Below are 3,985 nucleotides of genomic sequence, written 5' to 3'. Positions count from 1 at the left end.
GCATACAATTCACCGTCAATTAACACACCCAACTCTTGAGGTGCTGCTTGCCCTGGACATAGCTGTACTACTTTTACACTAGCACCAGCTGGCCCTTGTGGCCCCTGAGGCCCCTGAGGTCCTTGAGGTCCTTGTGGTCCTTGCGGTCCCTGTGGACCTTGCGGTCCTTGAGGACCCTGAGGTCCCTGTGGTCCCTGGGGTCCTTGGGGTCCTTGGGCTCCATTACAAACTGGATTACCATTAATAACAATACCCCCTGTTGGACATTCTGCTGAGGTTGCCATTACTATGTTTAATACTGCATCTGCTCCATTTAATCCATTACATACAGGAGTACCATTAACAGTTATACCTCCATTTGCACATTGAGCAGTTGTTGCAGGCTGTACATTTAATACTGCATTTTGACCGTTACATACAGATGCTACATTCAATATTAATTCAGAAGTATCCAAAACATTATTATTGTTATTGTCCCTAAAAAATGTAATTTTTGTGCCCCCTGCAACACACATTAAGTTAGGCTCTGTTAATACCCCAACATTCACACCATGATGCCCGTTACATACAGCCAATCCGTCCACTAATACCCCACCATTTGGACAAATAAGTGGCGGGGCTGGTACTACTTCTGGCGCCCGCAATCGTATTTCTTTAACTTCACCGCAACCTATTACAAACAAAATAAATAAACCAAATATTAATTTTTTCATATTTATATGCTCCCTTCTTTCTTTAACTTATCCTTTCTCCTTCAACTAACCCCCAAGCTTGGGATCTTTGTATATTTTAATTATAATACACTTTTTATATTGTTAATAGTTTTTAACCTACCCATTCAAAATGCATATCATGTTTATCAATATAATGCTGTATTGCCTTTTGTAATGCAGCCATAATATATGGTTCATATACATTTATTATCGATAAATTATTAGATTCTTTAGTATTTAAAGTAATATCACAATCTATATATTCACCATATACATTTTTACCAGTATACCATTTAATATTAAACACAGCACATCCTAAATTTATTATTTTATCTGTCTCTTCATCATATTGCGTAATATCTACATACCACTTGCCATCATCATAAATAGGCTTTTCAATCCAAATATCAGTATTTGGTACATTAATATTGTCTAGCATAGTACCACCTCCCCTTTATTAAAATTATGTGGTAAATTATATAAATCTATCATTAACTCAACTTGCTGTATAAAATAATCCCATACTTTAGCAATGCCATTTAAAAAACATGGAGCTGCTGCAACAGGAATTTCTTTAGTTATAAATTGATCATTATCAAATTGATCCAAATAAACAGTTTGATATTGTAAAATTCGACGGCGATTATATTGTGCAGACATCAAAATATGAGTATAAGAATCTAAGCTCAATACAATATCAACTAAATAACCATCTTTTGATACAGACAACTCCATAGTGGCAGCTACCATTCCATTATCATAAACCCATACATTAGGATTGTCTTTAGTTTTTCTTTTAAGTTTATCATAAGGAATGTCAATACTAGCTTTTAGCCTATTTTGCGTCGTATTTACCTGTGCTGTCATTTTTTACCTCCCTTTTAATTATATTTTTAGCCTATCACAGGTTTTATTGTATGTCAAGCGCTTTTTTTAACAAATTAATATCATTTTTAGACTTTATACGTGGCAATCCACTGCAATGTCTTAACTAAGTTTTGGGTTGGTAAAACCCTATCCCCATCTAACCTAGACGCTAAAGAATCCCCATACGCATTTTGACTAAAAAAGACCTCAATACTAGGAGGAGCTTGCGGGCTTTTTAAATAAGGGTCCACCACCCCTTTCATCATAGCTTCAAATAAAGCGTTATGTCCTAATACTGAATCATTAGTAATTTGCATAGGTAATTTTATCCACCACCTATCACCAAAAATGATACGATGCACAAATAATGCCTTCATTAACATATCGCGGGTATACCAAAGCCCATTTCGTGGATACATGGCTGGCATAAAAGCCCAAAACCATCCGCCCAATACCCACCAATGAACCCAAAATACTACCTTCCAAAATCTTGAAAAATTAGCAGCTAGTGCAAATAAAGCTGATGAGGTGTAAAAATTAGGACCGAACATTGGTTGGCTTAATTGACCCCAACCATCTGGACACCAATTTACACCAAAATTACTACACCGTGCTGAAACATGTCCATTATTTTTCTTATCAAAAGATCTTGTTCCTAAAAAGATTAAATATGATTTGGCAAGCTCTAATATTGCTTTTTTCACAGCCGGATCGTACATACGCTGTTGATGGGTTTGAGGGTCAGGTAATACTGCGGCAAAACAAAAGCTAATTACGGTGTCGCCTGATACTTCATTATACATTCGATTATCCGCTTTATTATATTTGGGGGTACGTAAAAAAGTTAAATGTCGATCTTCATTGCTGGGATAATCTACAAATTGTAATAGTCCACTAGCGGTACAGTCTGTGTATTGAGTAAATGCACCATGATCGTCATTATTAATTAAAATACCATATTCATAATGATATATTGGCATTACTGGTATAAATTCATATTGTGGCATTCTTTTATTTATTGATTTAAAATACCATAAATGCCAAAAAAGATATATTAAAACATAAATAGGCATAATAACAAAAATCTGTAAGGGTAAACCAATAGTCAAAAAAATAAACCAACGTATAAATGCAATATACATTTTTTTACCTCCTTTTTCTTTCTTTTCTCTAACCTACCCCTAAAATAAGGGTCTTTATACCTGATTGTAAGCCGTCATTTAGGCACACACTACTTACAACCTTTCTAAGACACGGGGAGCAGCATTCCATCTTAAGCCCCTTGGCCTTAGCTGGATTAGCCATTATATTATAATTATAACACACTTTCTTTTTTTTGTCAATACCTTATTAATACTTATAATCTAATACCATTTAAACGTAATATTTTTTGTTTCTTTTTTATACTATTTTATTTTTTGTTGAATTTTTTGGGGGTTAGATTTTATTTTTGAGGGAAGGGGTGTTTATGAAAAAACGATCAACCAACAAAAATGAATACAAAAAGCAAGATTAATTAACCCCATTTTATTGGTTGTTTTTTTAAACGTAACAAATGCTCATCTATTTTCCGAAACATTTGACAGCCCAAAAAAGATTTTGCCGATAATGGAGATGGGTGTGAAAAATGCAAAACATGCTCGTGATCGTCTGGACAAATACTTGCCGCCTTGTTTCCTAACGCAACAATTAGCACATCGCTATATTCTTTTACATAATCTCTTAAAAATGGTTTTAGTATAGACCGCCAAGCGGCATAATGTATTTCTCGATTTTCCTCGTCGGTATACGTTAGAGAAGCGTTCAACAATAATACGCCTTGTCTTACCCAATCCGTCAAATCTCCATTTGTACGAATTATACCATAATTCTGTTTGAGTTCAGCAAACAAAACTTTAAGAGTGGCCGGAAGCGGATCTGTTTCTGGTGGCACAGAAAATGCAATACCGGTTGCATGATTTGGATTTGGATAGGGGTCTTGTCCTAAAATTATAATATTTATTTTTTTGGGATCCGTCAGTTTAAATACTTTAACAACATCCTCTGGTCTTGGAGATTTAATTGTGGAATAAAGAGATGCGATGGCGTCATTTATTGCATCAACATAAAGATATTTGTCCCAGGCTTTTAAACTCATATCACACCTCATAAATCAACAACAAACGTTCCGCTTCCACTAGTTAAGATTATCTGCGTCAAAGTTTTGGAATACGTAAAAACGCAAGCGTGGCAAGCGTGTGAGGTAGTTGTTGTTTGATAAATGCCGGGAGAAATTTTCACAAGGCCAATATAATGATTTGAGCTACTCACTAATACCTCACTATTTGAATAAATAAACAGCGGGGCTAGTACCACTTCTGAAGCCCGCAATCGTATTTCTTTAATTTCACTACAACCTACTACAA

The 3,985-nt window shown here is 35.2% G+C and carries 6 protein-coding genes; all 6 read right to left on the bottom strand.

The window, feature by feature from the left end:
• Positions 1-713: hypothetical protein (locus N3F66_14695; GenBank protein ID MCX8125394.1), on the bottom strand; the 713-nt coding region annotated here is incomplete at its 3' end.
• 112 nt (positions 714-825) lie between these two features.
• Entirely contained in the window at positions 826-1,152 is a 327-nt protein-coding gene (locus tag N3F66_14690; protein MCX8125393.1) for a hypothetical protein, read from the bottom strand.
• Positions 1,146-1,580, bottom strand: coding sequence for a hypothetical protein (locus N3F66_14685; GenBank protein ID MCX8125392.1), 435 nt, complete (start codon positions 1,578-1,580; stop codon positions 1,146-1,148). The genes N3F66_14690 and N3F66_14685 overlap by 7 nt, the downstream gene beginning before the upstream one ends.
• Positions 1,581-1,666: 86 nt before the next feature.
• The gene (locus tag N3F66_14680; protein ID MCX8125391.1) at positions 1,667-2,722 is read right to left on the bottom strand and encodes a hypothetical protein; all 1,056 of its coding nucleotides are present in this window, start codon (positions 2,720-2,722) and stop codon (positions 1,667-1,669) included.
• A gap of 374 nt (positions 2,723-3,096) precedes the next feature.
• A complete protein-coding gene (locus N3F66_14675; GenBank protein ID MCX8125390.1) occupies positions 3,097-3,717 on the bottom strand; it encodes a uracil-DNA glycosylase in 621 nt (206 codons plus the stop codon).
• Positions 3,718-3,725: 8 nt separating this feature from the next.
• Positions 3,726-3,985, bottom strand: a 260-nt coding sequence (locus N3F66_14670; GenBank protein ID MCX8125389.1) for a hypothetical protein, incomplete at its 5' end; no start/stop codon positions are given.

This window comes from Spirochaetota bacterium, from assembly GCA_026414805.1.
Lineage (GTDB): Bacteria > Spirochaetota > UBA4802 > UBA4802 > UB4802 > UBA4802.
The sequence above is the reverse complement of the archived record's forward strand: the minus strand, read 5'-3'. Positions and strand labels throughout refer to the sequence as shown.

Excerpts from the sequence above, each read along its gene's own strand:
- N3F66_14690 (MCX8125393.1), bottom strand. The coding sequence starts at position 1,152 with ATGCTAGACAATATTAATGTACCAAATACTGATATTTGGATTGAAAAG.
- N3F66_14685 (MCX8125392.1), bottom strand. The coding sequence starts at position 1,580 with ATGACAGCACAGGTAAATACGACGCAAAATAGGCTAAAAGCTAGTATT.
- N3F66_14680 (MCX8125391.1), bottom strand. The coding sequence starts at position 2,722 with ATGTATATTGCATTTATACGTTGGTTTATTTTTTTGACTATTGGTTTA.
- N3F66_14675 (MCX8125390.1), bottom strand. The coding sequence starts at position 3,717 with ATGAGTTTAAAAGCCTGGGACAAATATCTTTATGTTGATGCAATAAAT.